The following is a 24,697-nucleotide window of genomic DNA, read 5'->3' on the forward strand; positions in this document are numbered from 1 at the left end:
GAGAGTTGGAAAATCCAACTCTCTTTACGTTATAATCTTAATTCAATCAATGGGCGTGTGTATTTTTGAATCAAATAATTTCCTAATAATAAGCATAACCCAAGTGAAAAAATCATCAATATAAAGTAATGATCAGAAACATCTTCCAACAAATCCTCAGAGACGATGGTTTGAATCGTTTTTATGATAAATCCGTGCAGTAGATATACATACAAAGTCCTTTGGCCAATCACCGTCATTTTAAATCCATTAGTCGGAACAATGGCCAAAAAGCCATAAATAACGATTAACGTTACTAAATATTGTGAAGAACGTAACAAACCACTGCTTAGTACCTTCAAGCCCATATTAGCGTATGAAGTATCACCTAGCAGCCACGGTATACCATCCTTTGGAAAGAAAATTCCCACTAACAGCATCGTACATAAAAGAATTACAAATCCAATGACAGTTGAATATTTAACTTTTTTAACTACTTTTAAATGCTTCGGTTCCAATAAAAAACCTAAAAGAAAATAAGGGAAAAACACAAAAGTTCTTGATAACGATAGATAACTTCCGACATTATCAATATAACCAATACCTATACCGATTGTTACTGCTATAATAAACCCAATCCATTTCAATCTTGCAAAAACATAAAGGAGTAGATTCCAACTGAATAAACTTAGTAAAAACCACAATGTCCAATGCGGCTTGAGGAGATCGAAATTAAGCGTGGATTCATGCCCATTCATATAATAAAAAATAGAATAAATCACTTGGAAAATTAAATATGGTAATAAGATCTTCTTTACCGTTTTTAAGAAATAACCTTTCTTATTGAATCCTTTAGAAAAATATCCAGAAATAAGGATGAACGCGGGCATATGAAAAAGAAATATGACCGAGTATAAAGAAAATAAAAAATCGTCATTACCTTTTAATGGGCTAATCACATGACCGAATACCACTAAAAAAATTAAGATAAATTTTGCGTTGTCGAAGTAAAGACTTCTCCTAGAAGAGGAAGCCATTTGAATGAACACCCCCTGAGTTCTTATGGTAATCCATTAAATTTTGTAAAAATCCTCTTATAATATACCTCTGGTAATTCCCTTTTCAAGAGTGTTTTAAACTAGTAAATATGTACCATTCCGCCAAATAATGGGATTAAGTAGGTTACAATCTTAAACAGTAAGTCGAATTAGGACCCTCGTTGTTTACAAAAAGAATGTTACAACACGATGAATAAAACATGAAAAAAGTATATGAAATGATCAATAGTTAAAATAAACATCCCACTTGTATTAAAGGTTTGGTCTTTATACAAGTGGGATGTTTTATTTTTATACATGTATTTTGACTTTTTCAACTCTTAAAAAGTTAACAAAAAATTTGTCTTATCAATATTTCCCATTTTTATGGGGACATTATAATAACAAAGAGTGGGGGAGTTAAGCATATGAAAATTAAGCTGTTGTTTGAGTCAGTAAAAAAAGGTAACAAATCATCTGCATTAGCCATGACGGGTAATACACTTATTGCTGTTACTGAATTTATAGCTGGAAGCATTAGTGGGAGCGGAGCCATGTTTGCCGCAGCTATGCACTCTTTAGGAGATGCAGTTAACCAAGGTTTCATTTTTATAGGAAGTGTTTTATCTCAAAAAAAACCGTCAAAACGGTTTCCAAATGGTTTCGAACGTTTGAACCATATTTTTAGCATGATTGCTGCATTGGTTGTCTTCACTATGGCAGTTGAAACCATCCGTGAGGGATGTCATTTAATTTATCATCCTGTTGAACCAAGTACAGGTCTATTGATGAATATATTTATTTTAATTCTAAACCTGGTTATTGATGGAGCTGTTTTAATTAAAGCGATGAAAGAAATAAATCATGATTCTGGGATAACAGTAAAAGGGCTCAGAATTGTCCTTGAATCATTTAAAAATGTAGGCAGAGCCACTCCTCCAACAAGATTTGTCTTCTATGAAGATCTTGTGTCTGTCACAAGTGCGTTATTGGCCTTAATTGCAGTAGTAATAACCTCGATTACAAATTTACATCTTTTAGATGGAGTTTTCACCGTCATCATTGGATTGTTAATGCTAGGTGTTTCTATTCGATTGGCCTACGATAATATTGTAGATCTAATTGGCAGCTCGCCAATCGTGAGATTAAAGAACGGATGGCAAAAATAATATGAATAGTAGACGTAAAAATTTTTAAGTAGATTTTATTATTTAATGATAACTATGACGACATTATTTCGGCCCATGATAATAGGGAGTGATGAGACAATGTATATCCTTAAGAAAATGTGTGTCATTTTGCTTGGCAGTATTTTGTTGTCAATTGGCATTAATTTCTTTTTAGTGCCATTTGAATTACTTGATGGCGGAATAATCGGTATAGGGCTGATTATCAAGTATTTAACAGGAATTAAACCTGGACTAGCTATTATTTTTTTAAGTGTACCTATATTTGCACTAGCGTGGTTTCATAATAAAAGATATTTTTATAATAGTTTACATGGGATGTTGTTTTCTTCGTTTGTGATTGACCTATTGGCACCTTCACGATTCATTTTACCGGAATTTCAAATCCCTGCTGTCTTTAGTTCTATTTTTGGGGGAATATTCGTGGGATTAGGTATTGGGATTATGCTCCGTCATGAAACTAGTACAGGAGGAACAGATCTATTAGCTCAATTTTTATCGAAGATTTGTAAAATTAATGTAGGGATTTTGATATTCATTATCGATGCATTAGTCATTTGTCTGGGCGGTTTATTAATATCTAAAGAAACCTTTTACTTATCCTGTGTTACGATAACAGTAGTAGGTTTATTTACCAGCCTATGCACATGGAATATTAAAGGGAGTAATATAAAGACGAGTTGAAGGAAAAACCTCATTAAAACGAAAATTGGATAAAAAACCATTGACAAAAAGAAATATAAGTATTATTATTATCTCAGATTCAAGATAATTTAATTCAAGATTTTATGAGGGGGTGAAATTAATGGAGAGGAAATGCAATAATCTTCCCTTTCTGATATTAATGCAAACATCTAAGGCAATTCATGAACGAATAAAAGAAGAAATGGCCCAAAATAAGTTAAGTATTACGGAATTCTCTGTTTTAGAGGTACTTTACCAAAAAGGGAAACAAACGATTCAACAAATTGGAAATTGCATATTGATCTCAAGTGGTTCAATGACCTATGTTATAGATAAGCTGGAGCAAAGAGGGCTATTAAGCCGAAATGCCTGTTCAGATGACCGCCGAGTGATCCATGTGACATTAACGGCTGATGGAAATGAGTTAATGAATGTAATCATGCCAAAATATCATGATTTTGTTAATCAGATGTTCGAATCTTTAGATGATGATGAGGCCGAGACATTTGTGCAGCTTTTGAAAAAAGTAAGGAATATAGTTTAAATATCATTTTTTTTATAAATATATCTCGAATTCGAGATAAAAACATTTAGGAGGAATTTAAGATGATGAATATCGGATTATTAATCATTCGTTTGGTAATTGGTTTATTATTCGTGGGACATGGAGCTCAAAAATTATTTGGTTGGTTTGGCGGCTATGGATTGAAAGGAACTGGAGGATGGTTTGAATCCATTGGCATGAAACCGGGAGTAACCATGGCTCTTATTGCAGGGTTAGCAGAATTTGCTGGCGGAATATTGTTTGCATTAGGGCTTTTAACCCCAGTAGCAGGAATTTTGATCGCTGGAACTATGGCTATGGCAATCATAAAAGTTCATGCGCCGAACGGATTATGGAATACATCAAATGGATATGAATTTAACTTAACATTACTTGCAGTGGCAATTGGTGTTGCCTTAATCGGTCCTGGTAAATATGCTCTAGATGCTTTTTTATTCTAAAATATCTCAATTTAGAGATTCTAGAACTAAGATAAATAATTGAGTTGTATTTCCGTTTAAGGAACAAAATATAGTATCTCGTTTAGTTAAATACTGGATTTTAATTTATAATTTTAAATTATAAAGGAGTGTTAAAAAAATGAGTAAGAAAACAATGGGTATTCACCATATCACAGCAATCGTAGGGCATCCGCAAGAAAATGTGGATTTTTACGCAGGTGTTTTGGGATTACGTTTGGTTAAGCAAACGGTCAATTTTGATGATCCAGGCACCTATCACCTTTATTTCGGTAATGAGGGTGGAAAACCAGGAACCATTATTACATTCTTTCCATGGGCAGGAGCCCGTCAAGGAGTCATTGGAGATGGTCAAGTAGGGGTTACTTCTTATGTAGTTCCGAAAGGTGCCATGGAATTCTGGGAAAAAAGGTTAGAAAAATTTAATGTCCCTTTCACTAGAATGGAACGATTTGGAGAGCAATATTTGGAATTTGATGATCCACACGGTCTTCACTTGGAAATTGTGGAAAGAGAAGATGGAGAAATAAATACTTGGACTTTCGGTGAGGTTGCGCCTGAAGTTGCTATCAAAGGTTTTGGCGGAGCAACTCTTTTATCGACCCAGCCTAACAAAACGGCTGAATTATTAGAAAAAGTAATGGGACTTGAATTAGTAGGTAAAGAAGGAGATTTCGCACGTTATCGTTCCACTGCAGATATTGGAAATATTATCGATGTTAAATTAACTCCAATCGGACGAGGACAAATGGGTGTAGGAACGGTCCATCACATTGCATGGCGGGCTATTGATGACGAAGATCAATTAGATTGGCAAAAGTATGTGGCAGCGAATGGATATGGCGTTACTGCTGTAAAGGACAGAAACTACTTTAATGCCATTTATTTCAGAGAGCATGGAGAGATTCTATTTGAAATTGCCACTGATCCTCCAGGTTTTGCTCATGATGAATCGCAAAAAACAATGGGAGAAAAATTGATGCTGCCATCGCAATATGAGCCTCAAAGAGAAAAAATTGAAAGAGTATTATTACCGTTTGAAGTAAGAGAACTAGACTGATTTTTAAGAAAAGGGATGATTTCTTTGCTTTCAATTGATCCGGCCTCATTGTCCGAAAGAGAAAATTATAAATTTCTAATAGGCAGCATCATACCTAGACCGATTGCTTTCGTCACCACCATTTCAAAAGACGGCGTTTTAAATGGGGCACCATTCAGTTATTTTAATATCGTGTCATCCAATCCCCCAATGATTTCTTTATCAATCCAACGGTCATCGGGGAGACAAAAAGATACAGCGAGGAACATCATGGAGTCAAAAGAGTTTGTAATTCATATCGTGGATGATCTTAATGTTGAAAAAATAAATAAAACAGCTGCAAACCTTCCTCCTGACGAGAGTGAGATTGAGTTAGCTAACTTAACTCCAGTCAAAAGTGAGAGGATTTCAGTTCCTGGAGTAAAGGAAGCAAAAATTCGAATGGAATGTTCGATGGAGCATTCCTTCGAACTTGGTGGCTCAAATACTCCTGGATGTGATTTTATTATAGGAAAAGTGGTTCAATTTCATATCGAAAACGACATTTATGAAAAAGGGAGAATCGATCCAAGGGGATTAGGTGCTGTAAGTCGATTGGCTGGAAATTACTACGCCAAAATTGGTGAGATTTTTGAAATCGAAAGGCCTAAATAATTGGAAAGAGAAAAATTAGAAGAAACCTTGCCTCCAGTGGAGGTTCGTGTTTTGGAGGGAGATAAATAATGAAACATATATTCAATAAGGGCCAAGATCCAACAAAATCAACATTATTATTGCTTCATGGTACTGGTGGTAATGAATTAGACCTGCTTCCTCTTGCGGGAAGAATCGATGAAGAGGCTTCAGTCTTAAGCGTCCGAGGAAATGTATTAGAAAATGGAATGCCTAGATTCTTCCGAAGATTGGCTGAGGGAGTATTTGATATAGAAGACCTTATTTTCCGAACAAAAGAATTAAATGAGTTTTTAGATGGGGCAGCTGATAAATATGGGTTCGACCGCGATAATATTATGGCCATTGGATACTCAAATGGAGCCAATATAGCTGCAAGTTTATTATTCCACTATCAAAATGCTTTAAAGGGTGCTATTCTTCATCACCCTATGGTACCGAGAAAAGGAATTGAACTTCCCGATTTATCGGGGAAAAAAGTGTTTATTGCTGCCGGATCAAATGATCCGATTTGCTCACCAATGGAATCAGCTGAATTACAATCGTTATTAGAAAATGCTAATGCGAACGTAGAACTACATTGGGAAAATAGAGGTCATCAATTAACAATGCAAGAAGTCGAGGCTGCGGCTGACTGGTATCGCAAGGTGATGATCCAATAAACGTGCGAAACAATAAAAAGAAAAACTAATCGGGAGTACTACCGATTAGTTTTTTTGTGGATAAAAATGCCAAAGAAAGACGAAAAGGAGGGGGATGGTTCTGGTGGCACAAAAAGCCATTAGAACCGTCCCCCCGACATCTCGTAGTTCCAACACTGCATTAATTGGTGTATGCCATTTTCAATTTGGTCTAATGGAATGCCGCCGAAGCCTAATAGAAAAGTTGGATATGGATAGTCAATGGGACTTAACAGATAATCGCTTACTGGATAGATGGCCATATGGTCTTTTGCCGCCATTTGTTTTAATTGATTTTCCCCTTTTGACAGGGGGACGGATATTAATATGTGCATTCCTGCTAGGTCCCCTGTGATCATGACATCCGGATAATACGTTTCTAATATCCGGGTTAATTTTTCATGTTTTTTGCGATAAATTTTCCGCATCCTGTTTAAGTGCTTGGAAAAATAGCCATCTCTCATAAAGTCAGCTAAAATATGCTGATCGAATCTCGGTACTGTTGATGAGTAAAAACTGAATGTCTCCTTATATTTTTGCAGTAAGGTTGAAGGTAAGACACAATAAGCAACACGTAAGGAAGGCATTAATGATTTGGTAAACGTGCTCAAATAAATAACTTTTTCGTTTTGGTCTAATCCTTGTAAGGCGGGAATAGGTTTTCCAATATAACGAAACTCACTATCGTAATCGTCTTCTATGATGTAGCGTTTTTCATCTTTTGATGCCCAGTTTAATAGCTGCGTTCTTCTTGTTGCTGAAAGAACCGCACCCGTCGGGAATTGGTGTGAAGGTGTAATGTAAACAACATTAGCATTTGTTTTTTCAAGTTCATCCACTATTAAACCATCTTCATCTACCGGAATGGGGATGGCCTTATTTTGCAAGTGTATTTTTGGGATGGCTGAATAGCCGGGATTTTCAAGGGCGAATTTTGAATCATTTCCAAGTAACCTTAGAATCATTGGGAGCAGCTGTTCCGTTCCCGAACCAATGACAATTTGTTCAGGCTTACAAACAATCCCCCTCGATTGATAAAGATATTTAGAAATTTCAGCTCTTAATGCGTATTCTCCTTGAGGGTCTCCAATTTGTAACAACTCTTTTGAACTATGATCATATAAATTTTTTGCATATTTTCGCCAAAGTGAAAATGGGAATGAGTCTGAATCAATTTTTCCTGGATGAAAGTCGAATTGATATATTTTTTTCTCAACTTTTTCTACAGGCATGTTTAATAGTTCTTTTTCAATATAGGGCAATTCATCAATCTCTTCTACAAAAAAACCAATGCGGGGTTTAGATCCCACATAGCCTTCTGCGATAAGTTGGGCATAGGCAATTTCAATGGTTGTTTGACTGATATTTAAAAATTCAGCTAATTTTTTTTTGGATGGCAATTTGGTTCCAACTTCAATTTGTTTTTGGATAATGGCGTCTTTGATACCGATATAAAGCTGTTCATATAAAGGTTTTGCTGTACTTTTATCCAATTTAAACATGAGCATATCCATCTGTAATCTCCCCAACTGACCATATTGATTTTTAAAAAATTGAACCTTTTCTTAAAGTCAATTTCTATTATACTAGTAATCATCAAATGTATGGAGGTTTTTTTTATGAAACAAGTTGGAACTGAAAGAGTAAAACGTGGTATGGCAGAAATGCAAAAAGGCGGCGTGATTATGGACGTCATTAATGCCGAGCAAGCAAAAATTGCAGAGGCTGCAGGTGCAGTTGCTGTTATGGCTTTAGAACGGGTACCATCCGATATCCGAAAAGCTGGCGGCGTAGCTCGTATGGCAGATCCTCGGATTGTAGAGGAAGTATTGAACGCTGTCACCATTCCAGTTATGGCAAAAGCACGTATTGGTCATATTGTCGAAGCACGTGTATTAGAATCAATGGGCGTTGATTACATAGATGAAAGTGAAGTATTAACACCTGCTGATGAGGAATTCCATTTATTAAAAAGCGACTACACTGTACCTTTTGTATGTGGATGCCGCGATTTAGGGGAAGCTGCTCGTCGTATTGGAGAAGGAGCTTCCATGTTACGTACGAAAGGTGAACCGGGAACAGGAAATATTGTTGAAGCTGTTCGTCATATTCGTAAAGTTAATTCACAGGTAAGACGCGTTGTTGGTATGAGCACAGATGAATTAATGACAGAAGCAAAAATTTTAGGTGCACCATTTGAATTATTATTAGAAATCAAAAAATTAGGGCGCTTACCAGTTGTAAATTTTGCTGCTGGTGGGGTGGCAACACCTGCCGATGCCGCTTTAATGATGGAACTTGGAGCAGATGGTGTATTTGTTGGATCAGGTATTTTCAAATCTGATAACCCAGAAAAGTTCGCACGTGCCATTGTAGAAGCAACGACACACTATCAGGACTATAAACTAATTGCTGAAATTTCAAAAGAGCTGGGGACACCAATGAAAGGTATTGATATTGCCACTCTAAATGCAAGTGAACGTATGCAGGAACGTGGTTGGTAATATGCTGAAAATTGGGATACTTGCATTACAAGGTGCAGTCAGAGAGCATATAAGACAAATTGAAGAGCTTGGCTGTAAGGCCATTTCAGTTAAAACGGCTGAAGATCTAAAAGAATTGAATGGTCTTGTACTGCCTGGCGGAGAAAGTACAACAATGCGGAAACTGCTGGACCGATACGAGTTGCTTGAACCCATTCGTGCTTTAGCCGCCGAGGGGGTTCCGATGTTTGGAACATGTGCAGGCCTGATTTTATTGGCAAAAGAAATCGTTGGCTTTGATACGCCTCATCTGGGGGTGATGGACGTCGTGGTCGAACGGAATTCATTTGGTCGCCAAGTGGATAGTTTTGAAGTCGAGATGTCCATCAGAGGAGTAGGGAAGGACATTCCTGCTGTTTTTATCCGGGCGCCACATATCGTTGCGGCAGGCGAAAATGTTGAAATTCTCGCAAAACATGAAGAGCGAATTGTTTTAGCGCGAGATGGCCAATTTTTAGGATGCTCCTTTCATCCGGAATTAACAGAGGATATTAGAATTATGAAGTATTTTATTGAAATGGTGCGAGAGAACACAAATGTTTTAACTCATTAGGTGCCACTGTATAAAGACAAGAAAGTCCTAAATTGAAAATCCCTTTAAATCAACATTTTGGGGGTTTATTTAGGACTTTCTTGTCGTTAATAAGCAACATGAAAGTCCTATATTTCCAGCCTTTTTTCATTCACCAGCATATATATATTTCACTATTAAGCAGATTGCTTTTTGTTTCGTTTAGTGCGTTCTTCTTCATTTTTATTTGATTTTGGCACTCTAAATAATAATATCAATCCGGCATTAAACATAAGAGTCCATACAAGTCCGAATTTAGTACCACTAAAATATATTCCTAAAACAGGTATTACCATTAACGTGATGTTTTTCACATAATAATTTATTTTAGGATTGATAACCATTAAAACTGAAATAATGACAAGCACCGAAGCTATGATGTTATCTCCCAAAAAGGATTGATTCGGATAATTTACATAGCCGTAGTACCCAAATGATCCGACTATTGCAACTAGTGAGATATAAAACCTTATCATTGAATTTTTATAAAACAGGATCCAAACGGCAAGTAAATTTATTCCTGCACAAATTCCAACTACAATTAGGGTATCCGTAAAATTACTAATCGGATTTTTCATATAGTTCAGAAGGTATTTGAAGTTGAAGTAAATTGCTGCTACGATCAAAATCTTAAAGACGATTTTTAACCAAAACATCTCCAGCTTCTTTTTCTTTATTGACGAAGGGAACCTGAATTTCGGGAATACTTTTGCGAAGCCGCCATCAACGGCTTTTTTCTTGTTCCTCCCCATCGACAATTTATTATCTTCTCTTTTTTCTCGTTCCCTTTTTACGTCTTGCCTCGTCGGGTAATCTCTTTCTATATATTCTTCGTCATAAACATTTTTTAATTGTTGATCTGATTCTGAATTAAAATCCAATGCGTATTCACCTCAAGTATTTTAATTATGTAATAATATCATATTTCTTTAGATTAAGTTATTCTAAGCATTTCTATTCCATTTCGGTGTACGTGTCTGCTCCTTGAACTAGACATGACTGATTTGAAAAGCGGAATGAATATGACTGCCTCTAAAATATTTACAAATACAGATTAGTACTTTTTTCATAGCATATTTAACGAAAGTACTAACATAATTTAAACAGGGACTTATTGAGAAAATATTCCAATAGGAGTAATTATTTACATAAACTAATCTCATCGTCCCAATATTGCAATATATTAAACCATCAATTTACTTAAAATCAAGGGGGAAAACAGTATGCCAACTTTAACAGGGTTCCGTCCCAGTTCAGCCGGATTTAAATTTAGCAACAATAACTTTCCACGTGTTGCTTTAAAGACCATTACTGTTTTGGGTAAACAGATTCCGATTGGTGATGCATCTAACGGCCTATGTGGCGGGATGGTTTTTGCTGTTAGAGATTACTTTGAAGCAAAAATGCCAATTCCACCCAATGTGGCAAATCCTTCTTCTGGTCCATTGTACGATTATATTGTGAACCGGTTGATTGATAGCTTCAATTTGCCAGGAGGTCCACTTAAATATATGGATTTGATGAATCCTACACTACCCGACCATGAAACAGCAGCTAGTAAAATAGGTCTTGCCCCCCACGGAAGGGCGTGGAGAATGATCAAAGAGGAATGGCCAAGAATAAAAAGTGATCTTGACAGCGGAAAGCTTTCACCGCTTGGTTTAGTCAAAGTCAAATCCCTTGATCCATTTCAGCTTGGAAAAAATCATGTAGTCCTTGCCTACGGTTATAACTTGAATCAAAACGATCTGTCTATCAACATCTATGACCCTAATTTTCCAAACGATGATAATGTGACGATATCCTTAAATATAGGAAAGCCCGAGTCCACTACAAGTGTTGTTCATTCCAAGTCCTCTACACCTATCTATAGTTTCTTCCGAACAGATTACACATTTAAAAAGCCAGTGGATTATAATTGGATTTTAAGCGGTCCGTTTGCTGCAGGAGACGATATGCAGCCTGGCGAGAAACTGCAGATTGATCAGGCCATTCATTCTAGCAGCGGTACCTATGCGTTTGTTTTCCAAGGTGATGGAAATCTCGTACTCTATAAAAACATCCCCAATAGTACAAGAAAAGCGATATGGGCTTCTGGCACCAACGGCAAGGGGCAGGTGGGAATCTGTATCATACAGGGCGACGGGAACCTCGTCATTTACGACGCTTATCAAAAACCGATTTGGTCATCTGATACGTGGACACACCTTGGCAGCAGGCTTGTCGTTCAAAACGATGGGAACGTGGTTATATACCGGCCTGATGGAAGGGCAGTCTGGGCGACGAATACGGTTCAAAGGTAAAGGTATTCTTATTGAATTCTACCTATAAAAAATGGTGCAGCCAAATATACTTATTAAACTAGCAAAAAGATTTGTCTAATAATTTGTCACCTGCTTTTGCTGGTGTTTTTTTACGACAACGTGTACTAACTTTTTAGTTACGTTTTTATTTTTGTAAATTAGGAGCAGTGCCAATTAATTACTGTTCGTTTTTTCCTGCATTTCAAGTATAATGAACCATATTCAGATTATGCATATAAAATTTCTTTGATAGAAATCCTATAGATAAGCCGGATAATACAAAAAAACGAGGTTAATACATGAGTGAAACAAGTTTTGAAGGTTATAATTTAAGCGATGAAATAAGAAGATCATTAGAGGTATTAAAATATGAAGCTCCGACGGAGGTTCAAAGTAAAGTCATTCCATTAGCATTGGCTAATCAAGATCTTGTCGTAAAATCTCAAACAGGCAGCGGCAAGACTGCGTCCTTTGGAATTCCTATTTGCGAAATGATTGAATGGGAAGAAAAATTGCCACAAGTCTTAATCCTTACACCAACCAGAGAGCTGGCTGTTCAAGTTCGTGAAGACATTACGAATATTGGAAGGTTTAAACGGATTAAAGCAATGGCCGTTTACGGAAAAGAACCATTTACGAAACAAAAAGAAGAATTGAAACAAAAAACTCATGTAGTTGTTGGTACCCCAGGACGTGTTAAGGATCATATTGAAAGAGAAACCCTGGTTTTAGATAAAATAAAGTATCTAATTATAGATGAAGCTGATGAAATGCTTAATATGGGTTTTATCGATGAAGTAGAAGCGATTATTAATGAACTCCCATTAAACAGAGTAACAATGGTATTTTCGGCAACATTACCTAAAGATGTTGAAAATCTCTGCTTTAAGTATATGGAAGATCCTATTAATGTTGAGATTGAGGCTGGCGGGATCACGACAGATGCAATCGAACATCGTCTAATCGAAGTGAAGGAAGATGAAAAAATTTCACTCTTAAAAGACGTGACCGTCGTTGAAAATCCAGACAGCTGCCTTATTTTTTGCCGAACAAAAGAACACGTCGATACAGTCTATACCGAATTGGAAGAATCCAATTATTCTTGTGAAAGACTCCATGGAGGATTAGAACAACAAGATCGGTTTGCTGTAATGGATGGTTTCAAAATGGGAAATTTCCGATATTTAGTTGCCACCGACGTAGCTGCACGAGGAATTGATATTGATAATGTGACACTTGTTATCAACTATGATGTTCCAATGGAAAAAGAGAGTTATGTCCACCGCACAGGCCGAACCGGCCGCGCAGGAAATGAAGGAAAAGCGATTACGTTTGCAACACCTTATGAAGGAAAATTCATTAAAAATATTGAACGGTATATTGGCTTTGAAATTCCAAAAATGGATGCACCAAAGCCGCATGAAGTTGCTGATAAGAAGGCTGCTTTCGAAGAAAAAATCAGCGGCCGACGAGTCGTAAGAAATAATAAAACCGCCAGAATTAACCAAGATATCATGAAACTATATTTTAGCGGTGGAAAAAAGAAGAAGCTTCGAGCGGTAGATTTTGTTGGAACGATTGCGAAAATTCCGGGAGTAACTGCAGATGATATTGGGATTATAACGATCCAGGATCAAATGTCCTATGTTGATATTCTGAATGGAAAAGGCTCGCTCGTTTTACAAGCTATGGAGAATGCAACTATAAAAGGAAAGAAGCTAAAAGTTAGTAAAGCCCTAAAAAAATAAAACCCAGCAAGGACGATTATGCCACACATAATCGTCCTTTAAGTTATTTTGGGGATGTGTAGGTGCATGAAAACCATACATCATGTGTCTCATATGCTCGAAAATTGAAATCGTTTCCATGGAAATTAATTGTTTACCCTTGAGCAAGTTTCAGGGTATAATAACATTTATTATTTAGGATATCGAAACAAATACTTCTTTCATAGAAAGGCGATGGACATTGAATAAACCTAGTGGAAAAAAACGAATACAGCTTGCCATACTCCTTGGATCACTTGGACTGTTAGGACCTTTTACAATCGATACGTACTTACCGTCCTTTCCAACGATTGTAAACGATTTTCATACGACTGCTTCACTCGTACAAATTAGTTTAACTTCCTGTTTATTAGGATTGGGATTAGGGCAATTGTTTATTGGTCCTTTTAGTGATGTGAAAGGCCGCCGGCAACCCTTGCTCATCTTTATCACATTGTACTTACTTGCTTCTATAACATGTGCGTTGGCGCCCAATATCTATTTTCTTATTGTTGCTCGATTGGTCCAGGGCTTTGCTGCTGCCGGTGGACTTGTGATCTCTAGAGCGATTGTCCGAGATCTTTTTAGTGGAAGGGAACTGACCAAGTTTTTTACGATGATGGTGTTAGTTGGTAACCTCGGGCCGATCGTGGCACCGATTGCTGGAGGGGGCATTCTTGCTTTTTCCAATTGGCATGGGGTTTTCCTAGCTTTGGCTATTATCGGTGCGGTGTTGCTCTTTACTGTTGCTTTAAAATTAGAAGAATCGCTTCCAGAAGAAAAACGTGTCCCAAGTAATTTACCACAAATCATGAAAAACTTTGGTTCATTATTCAAAGATCGAACGTTCATGGGGTACGCACTAACGCAAGGTTTTACTACGGCTGGAATCTTTGCCTATGTATCTGGGATTCCGTTTGTCTATCAAAATATTTACGATGTCACACCGCAGCAATTTAGTTTATTATTTGGAACAAATGGATTAGCCTTAATTATTGGAAGTCAGCTGGTCGGCCGCTTGGCAGACATTATCCCGGAGCGGAATTTCTTAAAGATTGGATTAGCCATCTCTAGCATATCGGGTTTATTGTTACTCATTGCACTGTTATTAAAAGCTCCGCTTTTCGCCGTCGCAGTCCCAATTTTCTTTTTTGTAGGTTCAATCAGTATTATTGGAACCACATGTTTTGCTTTAGCGATTGAAACGCAAGGACATATTGCGGGAAGTGCCTCTGCATTACTTGGTTTATTGCCATTTGTCCTTGGCTCGTTATCGGCTCCACTTGTGGGAATAGCAGGGGCGTATACAGGCGTTCCAATGGGCTTGGTAATCTTTTGTTCCAGTTTTCTAGCTTTTCTTTCCTATTTTGTATTGGTACGAAAAGCTTCAATTCGAATACAAATTTCCAATGATCAGTGCTCAGTCAAAAAACCTAGTATTTAAACATATAAATTTAAAGGAGATCACATTTCGTTAACCCGAAAATGTGGTCTCCTTTCTTTGTCTGCTATTAATCTAAATAAGAAAATTTAGTTAGATTTTCAGAAGATAATCCATATCTTGAAGAAAAATAGGAAATAATGGAGAATATTATACAAGCCCCAATTAATTAGACAACTCAGCTAGCTGAAACTCACAATTAATAATTCAAGTCTTTGGGAGAATTCTTCGTTAGAATATTCAATTGGATATCATCCATTGAACGTAACGATAAAAAGGAGGAGAATAGTTGAAATCAATATCTATTTTAATAGCGGATGATGAACAGGAGATTGCTGATCTGATTGCCTTCCATTTAGAGAAAGAGGGTTACCAGGTTATTAAAGTATCTGATGGACTAGAAGCGCTACATGTTATCCAGTCACAATTAATTGATTTACTTATCTTAGATATTATGATGCCTAGAATGGATGGATTTGAACTAACTAGCCTTGTTCGAAAACAACATAATATGCCTATCATATTTTTAAGTGCCAAAACTTCTGATTTCGATAAGGTTCAAGGACTAGTGATTGGTGCAGATGATTATATGACTAAACCATTTACCCCAATTGAATTGGTAGCTCGTGTAAATGCTCAATTAAGACGCTTTATGAAGCTGAATCAACCCCAAAATGATCATAATTCTACACTAGAATTTGGCGGCTTGGTTATTTCACCTGAGCAGCGTACAGTTACTTTATATGGGAATAATATTGAGTTAACTCCTAAAGAGTTTGATATCTTGTATTTACTGTCCAGTCACCCTAAGAAGGTATACAGTGTAGAAAATATCTTCCAGCAAGTTTGGGGAGATAAATTTTATGAAAGTGGAAATACCGTAATGGTGCATATACGTACGTTACGTAAAAAATTGAAAGATGATGTACGAAATAATAAATGGATCAAAACTGTGTGGGGCGTCGGGTATGCATTTAATGGTTAAGGCAGTACGTAGTTTTCGGTCCATGATGGTGCTATTATTTGGCTTAAGTATGTTGCTGGCTGGAATCATCACCTATTTAATCTTTAAGGTATTCCAATATTATTATCATACATATGTCCGATTCGGTGAAACACTGTTTTTTTATCGTCAAATATTGAAACAGATTGGCGATATTAATTTCTTTTTACTGATATTTATTCCACTTTCTATCTTGTTTTTTTATTTACTTACTAAGCGTTATTCGATGTATTTCAAGGAGATTTCCACTGGTATTCATAATCTTGCTCATGGGGATTTCTCCTATCGAGTTCAAATAAAATCGAATGATGAATTTGAAAAAATTGCTCAAGATATTAATATAGCAAGTGAAAAATTGCAACGAGCCATCGAAAGAGGAGATTTCACGGAAAGTAGTAAAGATCAGCTAGTCGTAAATTTAGCTCATGATCTCCGTACACCGCTCACCTCTGTTTTAGGTTATTTAGATTTAATCCTTAAGGATGAGAATTTGACGCAAGAACAAGTTAGACATTTTTTAACGATTGCCTTTACCAAATCTCAGCGTTTAGAAAAGCTTATTGATGAATTATTTGAAATAACTAGAATGAATTATGGCATATTGCCGATTAAAAAAAATCATTTAAATTTAAGTGACCTCCTTCATCAATTAAATGAAGAATTGTATCCTGCCTTCGAGAAGAATGATTTGATCACTAGAATGAATGTGACTTCGCATTTACCTATTTTGGGTGATGGAGAGCTATTAGCACGTGTGTTTGAAAATCTTCTTACCAATTCGAATCGCTATGGTAACGATGGCAAGTTTGTGGATATTAATGGCTTTATTGATTCTGGGATAGTGGTTGTTCAGGTTGTGAATTATGGAGATCCCATTCCTCAGAATGAGCTGCCCCATCTCTTTGATATGTTTTATACCGGTGACAAATCACGAACACATCAAGGTGGCGGCACTGGGATTGGCTTGTTCATTGCCAAGAATATTGTGGAGCAGCATAATGGAACCATTACTGCCGAAAGTAGTATAATACGTACCATTTTTGAAGTTCGCTTACCGCAGGATAGTGGAAAAAAAGATCATGTTTAAAATCCGAGTAAAGAATTTAAGAAAAATTTAAAATTTACCCCACTTTTTTTTTAAATAGTTTTCCCTACACTTATAAGCACATAAGAGTAAGGAGGAAAACTGTTAAATGAAGAAGTGGGTCTTTTTATTATTATTATTGTGCTTAGGGTTAATTTTCGTGAATATGAACCCTTTTTCTGAACCAAAAGTTAAAATTCAAAACTATAATCAATCTGAAAATGAAATAGAAGGGGCTGGAAGAATTTTTGAAAATAACCAAAAAATTGAAATTTCAGAAGACCAAATCTATCAGGGAGCTCTGCTTTTGGTCAACAGTGAAAACCCTGTTCACCAAGAGAGTATTAAATCGGATATTGTCAATTTATCTGCAAACCATGAATTGGCACAAGGTTACATGTTGTTAGACAATAACATTTATTTGTCAGAGGATATTGCCCATAAATTCTCCAAGATGGTTACTGCTGCCGAAAAAGAAGGCCTTCAACATTTCGCCATCACAAGCGGCTTTCGAGATTTTGATGAGCAAAGTGTATTGTATCATGATATGGGATCTGCCTATGCCTTGCCACCTGGCTATAGCGAACACAATCTGGGCTTATCGCTTGATGTAGGATCTACTCAAATGAAGATGGCTGTTGCACCAGAAGGAAAGTGGATAAAAGAAAACGCTTGGAAATACGGGTTCATTTTACGTTATCCAAAGGACAAAACGGCAATTACAGGCATTCAGTATGAGCCTTGGCATATTCGGTATGTTGGATTGCCGCACAGTGTGATTATGGAGGAAAAGAATTTTTCTTTAGAAGAATATTTGGATTTCCTAAAAGAACAAAAGTTCATATCAACTACTATACATGGTGAAAAATATGAGATTTCATATTACCCTGTAACCAAAGATACGAACATTCATATTCCTTCCAATGGTCGTTGGGAGATATCAGGTAACAATATGGATGGTGTAATTGTGACAATGTTTCCCAATACAACAAATACTAATACCCAGGAGGGAAGGATGGCGGAATGAAAAAAACGAAATTAATAAACAGAATTATTGTACTAGCACTATTTGTCTTTTATATGTACGCATTACTTAGAGTCATTCTATTTAAGTTCCGCTGGAGAGATATGACCTTTCTCATGCATCAAATTCAGAGGAATCTTGGAAACCCTGATATTCTCATGTACCAATTGCAAAGAGGGAATTTGATCCCGTTAAAAACAATATTCATTAATATTCAGAGTCTATCGTGGTGGCATGATTTTAGTAATTTGGTTGGGAATATCGCAGCGTTCATACCATTTGGAATGTTTCTTGTATTATTGTCTAAAAATAAAGGGATGTCCTTCATTGGCGTATTAGCTCGATCTTTGAGTTTAAGTTTATGCTTGGAATGCCTGCAGGTTGTTTTTTCTCTCGGAATTTTTGATGTGGATGATCTAATATTAAACACCTCTGGAGGATTGCTCGGCTATTGTGCAATCAAGCTTTATAGTAAATTTATAGTAAATACACCAAGCATTGTCCAAGATAGAGATATTGTTGAAAAACAGGAATTTAAAAATATCGAGGAAGGTGGAATGAACAATAAAGGTTTAAAATCATAAAAATGAAAAAAGCATAGATTTCAAGAATCATAGGGAAAACCCCTCCGCATTAGGAAAGTGGGGGAGGGGCGTACCTATCAATCAATGTTAAAAGATGTTAATGTATTGGCTATGCCACCACAAGTTTAAGCGGCCACATCTCTAAGTGTAAAAATAAGCCAGGAAATCAGATTAAACACTAGGAAATAGACAGCGAGCACTACGATGGAAAAGGACAATGTCATTCCTTCTTGAAAAGGATGTCCGGCTAGGTACTGAGTGAGATCAGTATTAGCAAACAACAGATACTTGCTCCAATCGAACCGATGCAGTGCCCCCATAACAATATTGCCTGCAAACAAGGCGCCGATGGAAAACCCGATAGCCATCGCGCTGCTTCGGAAGGCGGATGAGATCATAAAGGCCATGGTTATGTACATGACCGTGGATACACCATTAAGCATATACGTTTTCCACAAATTGAGAATCATATTCTTTTCAACGATTTGCCCATCCGCATTCATGCTGACCATCGGCAGATCCATGTATCCAAAGCCGTATAAGATTCCGTTCACTAGGACGGATATGACAAACAGAGTGAGGAGCAGCAGCATACCGAACAACAGAAAAGAGATATACTTGGAGAGGAGGATCTTAACCCGGCTAGCCGGCCTGATGAGCAGCAGCTTGATGGTACAGGACGAAAATTCACCCGCTACACTGTCTCCGACAATGATGATGGTGAAAATGGTAATTAAAATCATCATATTGGCCGAACTGTTCACGCCATCCCACATCGTACCATCCGTCGAGCGAATATTCTGCTCCAAGTGATAGTCGTTGAGGGCAATTTGCTCCTGATAGAACTTTCGGTCATCATCGCCAAGATTGGGCTGCTTCAGAATTTCCCTCCATTGCTTATTCTTCAGTTGCAGTTCTTGCCGCCATCCTTCGCCTTGCGCCTTTTTTCCATCGGAGTGCCATTCAATGATGTTGACGAAAAGCACAAAAGCGGCCATAAGTCCGACCAGGATCCATGTTCGTACCCGTCGGTAAATCTTCATATTTTCATTGAGTACTAGATTAACCAATTTGTTCAACCCCCGTTATTTCTAAGAAGCGATCTTCTAAAGACTGGCAAACCATTTCGACGCCATAGATGCGAATATGGTTCTGTATCAACTCTGCCAGAATGTCCGGGATACGTTCCCGCTCAGTTGTGACCTCGACGGTTCCTTCCTTAGCGAGCTTGACCTCGTGGACGCTGTCCATATGCCTCACGGCTGCCAATGCCTGTTCCGTTGGCTGTGCTTGGATTCGATACGTTTGAACATGTTCGTTTTCCCGGGTAAAATGCTGAACCGGCATTATATTGACCAACTTGCCCCTCTGGAGGATGGCAACGCGGTCGCACATGAGTTCCATCTCGGACAACAGATGACTGGAGACGATCACCGTGATTCCTTCTGTTCGTGTCAAATGCCGCAAATAATCGCGCAGCTCACGAATCCCCGCCGGATCAAGACCGTTTGTCGGTTCATCGAGAATCAACAGGGAAGGGCGATGCAGCAGTGCCTGTGCAACTCCCAGCCTCTGTCGCATGCCGAGCGAGTACTTTTTGACTTTGTCGTGGATGCGGTTTTCCAGCTTGACTAGTGACACCACTTCGTCAATTCGTTCCTTTGTTACCCCTGGCACCATGCGGGCATAATGAACAAGGTTGTGATAACCACTCAGATATTTGTACATTTCCGGACTTTCCACGATGGCGCCGACATTGCGGATCGCTTGCTCGAATTCGGTTTTGATATTTTTCCCCTTTATCAGGATCTGTCCTTTGGTTATCGACATCAGTCCAACGATCATTCGGATTGTGGTTGTTTTACCGGCACCATTTGGACCAAGGAAACCGAAAATTTCGCCTTGGGGTACCTCAAAGGTAAGATCGTCAATGAGGGTAGTCCGGCCAATACGTTTCGTTACATGACTTAAGGTGATGATTGGTTCTTTGTTCATATTTGTTCTCCTTTAATAGTGGATTTGGAACTAAATTGTATCTAGTGTTTCTCTTAAAGAAATGATTTCAATGTCTGAACAATAAAAGTGTAAGCTATCATCCTCATAGTCTATTACTTCAAAAAACTTACCTTCCCAACCTCGATCCCTTATATCATAAATCCCGATAGACAATTGATGATAAATACCCTCGCTTTCAAAATCGATATTATTGGGGTTGTAGAAGCGAAAGCAGGCAAGATATTGTTTTTCTTTATCCTTCATAATGAAATCTATGTCGAGAAAACAATCACCTTCAAACGTCTTATTTTGAAAGTTCAATAGGAACCTATAAATGCGCTTTATGTTTTGTAATGAAAAATCGTTTATTTGATCAGTTATGAGGCTGATATTTTTTATCAATATGAATCACTCCTTGGTGAATCGTTGTTGTATTAAGTCATTAAGCTTGGGTGTCCTCATCACTACGGTATTCTAAAATATCACCAGGTTGACATTCTAAAGCCTTACAAATCGCGTCTAAAGTTGTTAAGCGAATCGCTTTTGCCTTGCCGTTTTTTAAAATAGAAAGATTAGCCATCGTGATCCCGACCCTCTCTGAAAGTTCTGTTACGCTCATTTTCCTTTTGGCCAACATCACATCAATATTAATTATCATTGCCATGGTTATCACCTCAGACGATTAAGTCATTTTCCGATTTTATATCAATTGCTTCTTGTAAAAGCCTTTGAAGAACAGCAGCGAATACTGCGATTACGATTGAAGCAAAGATAGGGACCATGCCGATGATGATGAGATCAGGGGCATCGTCTAGATCGGCTACGAGATAAACAAATGGCAAAATGACCACAAACAAACTACTGATTGTAATGGCACAGAATTTGATATTCTGTAGGGCTTTAAGAGACAATTCCGAGAAAGCTTGATTCTTGTCAATATAGTTTAAAAGTTTAAAAGCCTGATACAATGCAACGAAATACGGTATGACTGAAACATACACACCGATTAAAATGGGAATATAGCATATGGTCATAATCTGGATTGACTGGATTTTTAGCTAACCAAGGCAATCCAAATTATACCCAAAGCGAGAACCGGTATTCCCATTAAAATAACAGCCGTCTTTAAAAAGAATGTTGATCCTCGTTTCATAAATAGCACCTCACTAAATTTGAATAAATTGATTATAAGTAATTATTTATTGAATATCAATAAATTTTTTCTCTTTCTTAATATTTTATTATCGAATTATTAATCCGATCAAGTTGTTGAAAATAAAAAAAGCACTCCTCGTTTTAAAAGGAATGCTCTATGTTTCTGAAAGTAATTACGCCTAAAGAGGTATTTGACTAAAATTTAGAGTATAATCAGTGGGATGCACCTTAAGATTAATGAATCGGAGAGAAACAAATGTTTTTTCGTCTAATGTATCATATCGTCTTACCTATTTATGTCGTATTTGTTATTTTTTCCTCGATAACATTGAATAGATCCCAAAACGATTTTTTACTCATCTTATTTGGGATGCTTTTTATAGCATGTATTTATTTGGAAAGAATTTTTCCGCGCTGTTTTAAATATATATCATCTATTGAAATCATTTTGTTACTATTGTTTCATTTTACAAGCCAGATGAATTGGTGTTTTTCCATTTATATCATTTTGCTGAGTAAATTCTTATTTCACATCCGGGGAGTACTCAAGGGGATTTTTCTTGGTTTTATTATGATTGCGTTTTATACTGTTATACGAATTTCGTATACTCCTGTCAATTCCTATAATATCCTTGCGATTGGATCCGACTTTCTAACCTCGCTGGCTGTAGTGCTGATCATTCAATACATCATTGAAATGGAAAGACAAAAAAATATCCTAAAAGAAGAGAAGAAACGTGAAGAATTGCGCTCTCAAGAGGAAAAAATGAATCTTTTAGGTGAAATGGCTGCTGGACTCGCACATGAAATTAAAAACCCTTTGACAATTATTCAAGGGTTAATTCAACATTCCAAAGATAATAATTTTAATATACAACCTTGGTATGATTTAATCCTGAGTGAAGTCAAAAGGATGAATAAATTAACGGCTGAGTTTCTTCAATTTTCTAAGCCAAATGTTTCTTTATATCAATCTCATTCCATTCATGAATGTCTAACGAGAGTAATCTCCTTAACTGAATCCAGAGCCCGCAATTTAGGACATCAAATCGTTTACATGGAGTACAATCCGCATCTTTCTATACAAATGGATTTCGATAAAATGGTACAAGTGTTTTTCAATTTAATAAACAACTCCATTCAATCCATGATTGAAAGTGGCACGATTACGATTAGATTGTTAAGAGTGGACAACAATGCGGTTGTAGAGGTTATGGACACGGGTATAGGTATTAATAAGGCCGATCTGAAAAAAATCTTTCATCCATTCTATACCACGAAACCTGACGGAACAGGGCTGGGGCTTTCCATTTGTCAGAAAATCATTCAGGACCATGGTGGAACCATTGAGGCCGCTAGCACTCTGAATCATGGAACTTTGTTTACCATTTGTTTTCCTATGAATAATGCCTAAAGAAAAGTATAAATAAGGAATTCCGAGTAAAGCTGCCAGGTTTCCTATTCCTGGTAGTTTTTCATTTTTTCGGTTGAGCATGCTCATTTACTATTTGTGAGTACAATAGTAAATGAGTGAGTTGAAAGTCAGGGAAAAATCTCTGCCTTCTTTCTACTGGGAGCATGAAAACGAAAATAATCATTTTTTTACAGTAACATTTAAAAAAAGATATTGACATCAAACAAATAGTGGTGGTAAAATTAAAAATTTGATAAAAAATTGATATTGTGCTATTCTTAAGAGGGTTCAAAATTTGGAGGTGATTTCTTTGTTTCAAGTTGGTGATTACATTTTTTATCCTCTGCAGGGTGCTGGGGTTATTGAGGCTATAGAAGAAAAGGAAATCTTAGGTGAGAAACAGCAGTATTATGTAATTAAAATGCCAATCAGTAAAATGCAGGTATTGATTCCAATTGGGAAAGTAAAAAAATCACGGATTCGCTTAATATCAGATTTACTTACACTTGAAAACGTATTGCACATTTTTCATCATGGGCAAACCGATACAAATCTTTCCATGAAAGAAAGGTTCAAAATTAACACTGAAAAATTGAAAACGGGTAATATCAAAGAAGGAGCTGAAGTTGTACGTGATTTAATGCGCATTAACAAAAATAAAGCACTAAATTCAACTGAAAAGCAAATGCTTGAGAGTGCAAGGAAGATATTCATCAGTGAACTTGGTTTAATTAAAGGGATCACAGAAAATCAGGCAACGGATTTGTTAAACAACAAGGTCAGTTAAGTCTCTACATCATTAACTTCTTTATTTCCTCAACTTTATTACAACATTTCTACTATATTTCTGACCATTCGATTTTTTACCAAATGTTTTTATTTAGCCTTAATATGTTTTTAAAAACCTGATTCAAACTGAACGTTCATGGAGCCATATGGATGAAAAAGGTGAAAATAAATCATATGATGGGAGGCAAAAAAATGTACGAGGCAAAAGGTTTTCAAAATATAGACTTCGTTGAACTTATTCGGGAAGTCAATGATTTTCTTGGCTCATTGGAGGAAGGTAAGCTAATTGATGTAAAATACAATACTATTCCTCTTCTTGCAAGCAGTCATACCGAATATGGTGTTTACCCAGATTCAAAATATACTGCAATGGTAATAATAAAGAAATAAACATAATCGTATTTTTAGTGTCCTTGTATATTTTTTCAAAAAGTGTTATTATAAAAAGGAATTATTTTTGTTCGGTGTAAAGGATAGTGAAACTCTTAACTTTCGCCTTGATGATCACTGAGTGCAAGGATAGTAATACAATGTGTGTCATTACACACTAGGAGGCAACAATTATGGAAAATGGTAAGGTAAAATGGTTTAACGCAGAAAAAGGATTCGGATTCATCGAACGTGAAGGTGGAGACGATGTATTCGTTCATTTCTCAGCTATCCAAGGCGAAGGTTTCAAGTCTCTTGAAGAAGGACAATCAGTAACTTTTGACGTTGAGCAAGG

General features: G+C 36.8%; 27 protein-coding genes and 2 pseudogenes. 20 read left to right on the forward strand and 9 right to left on the reverse strand.

Annotated features, from left to right (window positions below):
- Window positions 1–29: 29 nt before the first annotated feature.
- Window positions 30–1,016, reverse strand: coding sequence for an acyltransferase family protein (locus tag V7161_RS04035; RefSeq protein ID WP_335442465.1), 987 nt, complete (start codon window positions 1,014–1,016; stop codon window positions 30–32).
- Between the two features lie 428 nt (window positions 1,017–1,444).
- On the opposite strand from V7161_RS04035, the gene V7161_RS04040 reads away from it, so the two are divergent.
- From V7161_RS04040 to V7161_RS04070, 7 genes are all read left to right on the forward strand, one after another.
- A complete protein-coding gene (locus V7161_RS04040; protein ID WP_335442467.1) occupies window positions 1,445–2,185 on the forward strand; it encodes a cation diffusion facilitator family transporter in 741 nt (246 codons plus the stop codon).
- Between the two features lie 99 nt (window positions 2,186–2,284).
- Window positions 2,285–2,887: a YitT family protein gene (locus V7161_RS04045; RefSeq protein WP_335442469.1), complete on the forward strand. Its 603-nt coding sequence runs from the start codon at window positions 2,285–2,287 to the stop codon at window positions 2,885–2,887.
- A 121-nt stretch (window positions 2,888–3,008) separates the two neighbouring features.
- Window positions 3,009–3,431: a MarR family winged helix-turn-helix transcriptional regulator gene (locus V7161_RS04050; RefSeq protein WP_335442470.1), complete on the forward strand. Its 423-nt coding sequence runs from the start codon at window positions 3,009–3,011 to the stop codon at window positions 3,429–3,431.
- Between the two features lie 62 nt (window positions 3,432–3,493).
- A complete protein-coding gene (locus tag V7161_RS04055) occupies window positions 3,494–3,892 on the forward strand; it encodes a DoxX family protein (RefSeq protein WP_335442471.1) in 399 nt (132 codons plus the stop codon).
- 139 nt (window positions 3,893–4,031) lie between these two features.
- On the forward strand, window positions 4,032–4,970 hold the full coding sequence (locus V7161_RS04060) for a ring-cleaving dioxygenase (RefSeq protein ID WP_335442472.1): 939 nt from the start codon (window positions 4,032–4,034) through the stop codon (window positions 4,968–4,970).
- A gap of 24 nt (window positions 4,971–4,994) precedes the next feature.
- Window positions 4,995–5,603 carry a flavin reductase family protein gene (locus V7161_RS04065; RefSeq protein ID WP_335442474.1) on the forward strand — a complete coding sequence of 203 codons (609 nt, stop codon included), beginning with the start codon at window positions 4,995–4,997 and terminating at the stop codon, window positions 5,601–5,603.
- A gap of 68 nt (window positions 5,604–5,671) precedes the next feature.
- Window positions 5,672–6,283: an alpha/beta hydrolase gene (locus V7161_RS04070; RefSeq protein ID WP_335442475.1), complete on the forward strand. Its 612-nt coding sequence runs from the start codon at window positions 5,672–5,674 to the stop codon at window positions 6,281–6,283.
- A gap of 119 nt (window positions 6,284–6,402) precedes the next feature.
- Here the strand turns inward: V7161_RS04070 and V7161_RS04075 are convergent, their stop codons facing one another.
- A complete protein-coding gene (locus V7161_RS04075) occupies window positions 6,403–7,815 on the reverse strand; it encodes a PLP-dependent aminotransferase family protein (RefSeq protein ID WP_335442476.1) in 1,413 nt (470 codons plus the stop codon).
- Between the two features lie 105 nt (window positions 7,816–7,920).
- Here V7161_RS04075 and pdxS point away from each other — a divergent pair, with 105 nt between their 5' ends.
- Window positions 7,921–8,805: a pyridoxal 5'-phosphate synthase lyase subunit PdxS gene (gene pdxS, locus V7161_RS04080; protein ID WP_335442477.1), complete on the forward strand. Its 885-nt coding sequence runs from the start codon at window positions 7,921–7,923 to the stop codon at window positions 8,803–8,805.
- Window position 8,806: 1 nt separating this feature from the next.
- A complete protein-coding gene (pdxT, locus tag V7161_RS04085) occupies window positions 8,807–9,397 on the forward strand; it encodes a pyridoxal 5'-phosphate synthase glutaminase subunit PdxT (RefSeq protein WP_335442479.1) in 591 nt (196 codons plus the stop codon).
- A gap of 155 nt (window positions 9,398–9,552) precedes the next feature.
- On the opposite strand, the gene V7161_RS04090 is transcribed toward pdxT, so the two are convergent.
- Window positions 9,553–10,296, reverse strand: a complete 744-nt coding sequence (locus V7161_RS04090) for a hypothetical protein (RefSeq protein WP_335442480.1) — start codon at window positions 10,294–10,296, stop codon at window positions 9,553–9,555.
- Window positions 10,297–10,638: 342 nt separating this feature from the next.
- Between V7161_RS04090 and V7161_RS04095 the strand changes: the two genes are divergently transcribed.
- From V7161_RS04095 to V7161_RS04125, 7 genes are all read left to right on the forward strand, one after another.
- Window positions 10,639–11,718: a hypothetical protein gene (locus tag V7161_RS04095; protein WP_335442481.1), complete on the forward strand. Its 1,080-nt coding sequence runs from the start codon at window positions 10,639–10,641 to the stop codon at window positions 11,716–11,718.
- A gap of 299 nt (window positions 11,719–12,017) precedes the next feature.
- Window positions 12,018–13,466 carry a DEAD/DEAH box helicase gene (locus tag V7161_RS04100; RefSeq protein WP_335442482.1) on the forward strand — a complete coding sequence of 483 codons (1,449 nt, stop codon included), beginning with the start codon at window positions 12,018–12,020 and terminating at the stop codon, window positions 13,464–13,466.
- A gap of 220 nt (window positions 13,467–13,686) precedes the next feature.
- Complete coding sequence (locus V7161_RS04105) at window positions 13,687–14,928, forward strand: Bcr/CflA family multidrug efflux MFS transporter (protein ID WP_335442483.1); 1,242 nt, start codon at window positions 13,687–13,689, stop codon at window positions 14,926–14,928.
- A gap of 286 nt (window positions 14,929–15,214) precedes the next feature.
- The gene (gene vanR, locus V7161_RS04110) at window positions 15,215–15,910 is read left to right on the forward strand and encodes a vancomycin resistance response regulator transcription factor, VanR-F/VanR-M family (RefSeq protein WP_335442484.1); all 696 of its coding nucleotides are present in this window, start codon (window positions 15,215–15,217) and stop codon (window positions 15,908–15,910) included.
- The gene (locus V7161_RS04115; RefSeq protein ID WP_335442501.1) at window positions 15,903–17,015 is read left to right on the forward strand and encodes a sensor histidine kinase; all 1,113 of its coding nucleotides are present in this window, start codon (window positions 15,903–15,905) and stop codon (window positions 17,013–17,015) included. Before vanR ends, V7161_RS04115 begins: the two co-directional genes overlap by 8 nt.
- A 106-nt stretch (window positions 17,016–17,121) precedes the next feature.
- Entirely contained in the window at window positions 17,122–18,039 is a 918-nt protein-coding gene (vanY, locus tag V7161_RS04120; RefSeq protein ID WP_335442486.1) for a VanY-A/VanY-F/VanY-M family D-Ala-D-Ala carboxypeptidase, read from the forward strand.
- Window positions 18,036–18,620, forward strand: coding sequence for a VanZ family protein (locus tag V7161_RS04125; RefSeq protein WP_335442488.1), 585 nt, complete (start codon window positions 18,036–18,038; stop codon window positions 18,618–18,620). The genes vanY and V7161_RS04125 overlap by 4 nt, the downstream gene beginning before the upstream one ends.
- Window positions 18,621–18,745: 125 nt before the next feature.
- On the opposite strand, the gene V7161_RS04130 is transcribed toward V7161_RS04125, so the two are convergent.
- The 6 genes and pseudogenes from V7161_RS04130 to V7161_RS30355 form a co-directional block, all read right to left on the reverse strand.
- Window positions 18,746–19,690 (reverse strand): ABC transporter permease, encoded by a 945-nt coding sequence (locus V7161_RS04130; RefSeq protein WP_335442490.1) that lies wholly within the window; start codon window positions 19,688–19,690, stop codon window positions 18,746–18,748.
- On the reverse strand, window positions 19,683–20,615 hold the full coding sequence (locus V7161_RS04135; RefSeq protein ID WP_335442491.1) for an ABC transporter ATP-binding protein: 933 nt from the start codon (window positions 20,613–20,615) through the stop codon (window positions 19,683–19,685). The genes V7161_RS04130 and V7161_RS04135 overlap by 8 nt, the downstream gene beginning before the upstream one ends.
- Before the next feature lie 30 nt (window positions 20,616–20,645).
- Complete coding sequence (locus tag V7161_RS04140) at window positions 20,646–21,017, reverse strand: hypothetical protein (protein ID WP_335442492.1); 372 nt, start codon at window positions 21,015–21,017, stop codon at window positions 20,646–20,648.
- 40 nt (window positions 21,018–21,057) lie between these two features.
- Window positions 21,058–21,279, reverse strand: a complete 222-nt coding sequence (locus V7161_RS04145; RefSeq protein ID WP_335442494.1) for a helix-turn-helix domain-containing protein — start codon at window positions 21,277–21,279, stop codon at window positions 21,058–21,060.
- 10 nt (window positions 21,280–21,289) lie between these two features.
- Window positions 21,290–21,717 (reverse strand): annotated as a pseudogene (locus V7161_RS04150) (DUF2975 domain-containing protein).
- Window positions 21,693–21,768 (reverse strand): annotated as a pseudogene (locus V7161_RS30355) (DUF2975 domain-containing protein); the annotation flags it as partial. The pseudogenes V7161_RS30355 and V7161_RS04150, both read right to left, overlap by 25 nt.
- Window positions 21,769–22,341: 573 nt before the next feature.
- Here V7161_RS30355 and V7161_RS04155 point away from each other — a divergent pair.
- From V7161_RS04155 to V7161_RS04170, 4 genes are all read left to right on the forward strand, one after another.
- Window positions 22,342–23,184, forward strand: coding sequence for a two-component system sensor histidine kinase NtrB (locus tag V7161_RS04155; RefSeq protein WP_335442495.1), 843 nt, complete (start codon window positions 22,342–22,344; stop codon window positions 23,182–23,184).
- Window positions 23,185–23,479: 295 nt separating this feature from the next.
- Window positions 23,480–23,971 carry a CarD family transcriptional regulator gene (locus V7161_RS04160; RefSeq protein WP_335442497.1) on the forward strand — a complete coding sequence of 164 codons (492 nt, stop codon included), beginning with the start codon at window positions 23,480–23,482 and terminating at the stop codon, window positions 23,969–23,971.
- Between the two features lie 152 nt (window positions 23,972–24,123).
- Window positions 24,124–24,363, forward strand: a complete 240-nt coding sequence (locus V7161_RS04165) for a sporulation protein Cse60 (protein ID WP_335442499.1) — start codon at window positions 24,124–24,126, stop codon at window positions 24,361–24,363.
- Between the two features lie 173 nt (window positions 24,364–24,536).
- On the forward strand, window positions 24,537–24,697 hold a 161-nt coding region (locus tag V7161_RS04170), incomplete at its 3' end, for a cold-shock protein (protein ID WP_335442502.1).

This window comes from Neobacillus drentensis, from assembly GCF_036965425.1.
Classification (GTDB): domain Bacteria; phylum Bacillota; class Bacilli; order Bacillales; family Cytobacillaceae; genus Neobacillus; species Neobacillus drentensis_F.

Coding starts and splice junctions, on each gene's coding strand:
- V7161_RS04035 (WP_335442465.1), bottom strand. CDS start 1,016: ATGGCTTCCTCTTCTAGGAGAAGTCTTTACTTCGACAACGCAAAATTT.
- V7161_RS04040 (WP_335442467.1), top strand. CDS start 1,445: ATGAAAATTAAGCTGTTGTTTGAGTCAGTAAAAAAAGGTAACAAATCA.
- V7161_RS04045 (WP_335442469.1), top strand. CDS start 2,285: ATGTATATCCTTAAGAAAATGTGTGTCATTTTGCTTGGCAGTATTTTG.
- V7161_RS04050 (WP_335442470.1), top strand. CDS start 3,009: ATGGAGAGGAAATGCAATAATCTTCCCTTTCTGATATTAATGCAAACA.
- V7161_RS04055 (WP_335442471.1), top strand. CDS start 3,494: ATGATGAATATCGGATTATTAATCATTCGTTTGGTAATTGGTTTATTA.
- V7161_RS04060 (WP_335442472.1), top strand. CDS start 4,032: ATGAGTAAGAAAACAATGGGTATTCACCATATCACAGCAATCGTAGGG.
- V7161_RS04070 (WP_335442475.1), top strand. CDS start 5,672: ATGAAACATATATTCAATAAGGGCCAAGATCCAACAAAATCAACATTA.
- V7161_RS04075 (WP_335442476.1), bottom strand. CDS start 7,815: ATGGATATGCTCATGTTTAAATTGGATAAAAGTACAGCAAAACCTTTA.
- pdxS (WP_335442477.1), top strand. CDS start 7,921: ATGAAACAAGTTGGAACTGAAAGAGTAAAACGTGGTATGGCAGAAATG.
- pdxT (WP_335442479.1), top strand. CDS start 8,807: ATGCTGAAAATTGGGATACTTGCATTACAAGGTGCAGTCAGAGAGCAT.
- V7161_RS04095 (WP_335442481.1), top strand. CDS start 10,639: ATGCCAACTTTAACAGGGTTCCGTCCCAGTTCAGCCGGATTTAAATTT.
- V7161_RS04100 (WP_335442482.1), top strand. CDS start 12,018: ATGAGTGAAACAAGTTTTGAAGGTTATAATTTAAGCGATGAAATAAGA.
- V7161_RS04115 (WP_335442501.1), top strand. CDS start 15,903: ATGGTTAAGGCAGTACGTAGTTTTCGGTCCATGATGGTGCTATTATTT.
- vanY (WP_335442486.1), top strand. CDS start 17,122: ATGAAGAAGTGGGTCTTTTTATTATTATTATTGTGCTTAGGGTTAATT.
- V7161_RS04125 (WP_335442488.1), top strand. CDS start 18,036: ATGAAAAAAACGAAATTAATAAACAGAATTATTGTACTAGCACTATTT.
- V7161_RS04135 (WP_335442491.1), bottom strand. CDS start 20,615: ATGAACAAAGAACCAATCATCACCTTAAGTCATGTAACGAAACGTATT.
- V7161_RS04145 (WP_335442494.1), bottom strand. CDS start 21,279: ATGGCAATGATAATTAATATTGATGTGATGTTGGCCAAAAGGAAAATG.
- V7161_RS04155 (WP_335442495.1), top strand. CDS start 22,342: ATGATTGCGTTTTATACTGTTATACGAATTTCGTATACTCCTGTCAAT.
- V7161_RS04165 (WP_335442499.1), top strand. CDS start 24,124: ATGAAAAAGGTGAAAATAAATCATATGATGGGAGGCAAAAAAATGTAC.